Source organism: Carboxydothermus islandicus, assembly GCF_001950325.1.
GTDB classification, from domain to species: Bacteria; Bacillota; Z-2901; order Carboxydothermales; family Carboxydothermaceae; genus Carboxydothermus; species Carboxydothermus islandicus.
The window spans coordinates 1-292 of sequence record NZ_BDJL01000015.1 but is presented as its reverse complement, the minus strand read 5'-3'; the positions used below and the strand labels follow the sequence as shown (position 1 = coordinate 292).

At 45.5% G+C, this 292-nt stretch carries 1 protein-coding gene; it reads right to left on the bottom strand.

Features of this window, described 5'->3' with window-relative positions; genetic code table 11:
• On the bottom strand, positions 1-276 hold a 276-nt coding region (locus ciss_RS03265), incomplete at its 3' end, for a transposase family protein (protein WP_501161879.1).
• Between the last annotated feature and the right edge of the window lie 16 nt (positions 277-292).

The following is a 292-nucleotide window of genomic DNA, read 5'->3' as shown; positions in this document are numbered from 1 at the left end:
CATTATTTTATCTACTTCTTCCGCATGGTTGATTATTTTCTTTAAAAAACGGGTATACACCCACGCTGGGGGTACCGTTTCACCTTTAAATCCGCACATGAACCGCAGTTGTCCGTTTCGCCCCAATTCCCGGCGCAGTTTTTCTATCGTTTCATGTTGATATACTATTCCTGCAAGGATCGAGTTCCACATGGCTCGCACTGGATAATCGTCCCTGCCTTTGTTCCGCTCTTTCTCCAACTGTCTCATAAGTTCTTCATCCGGCATATATTCCAATACAAGACGCAGCCGC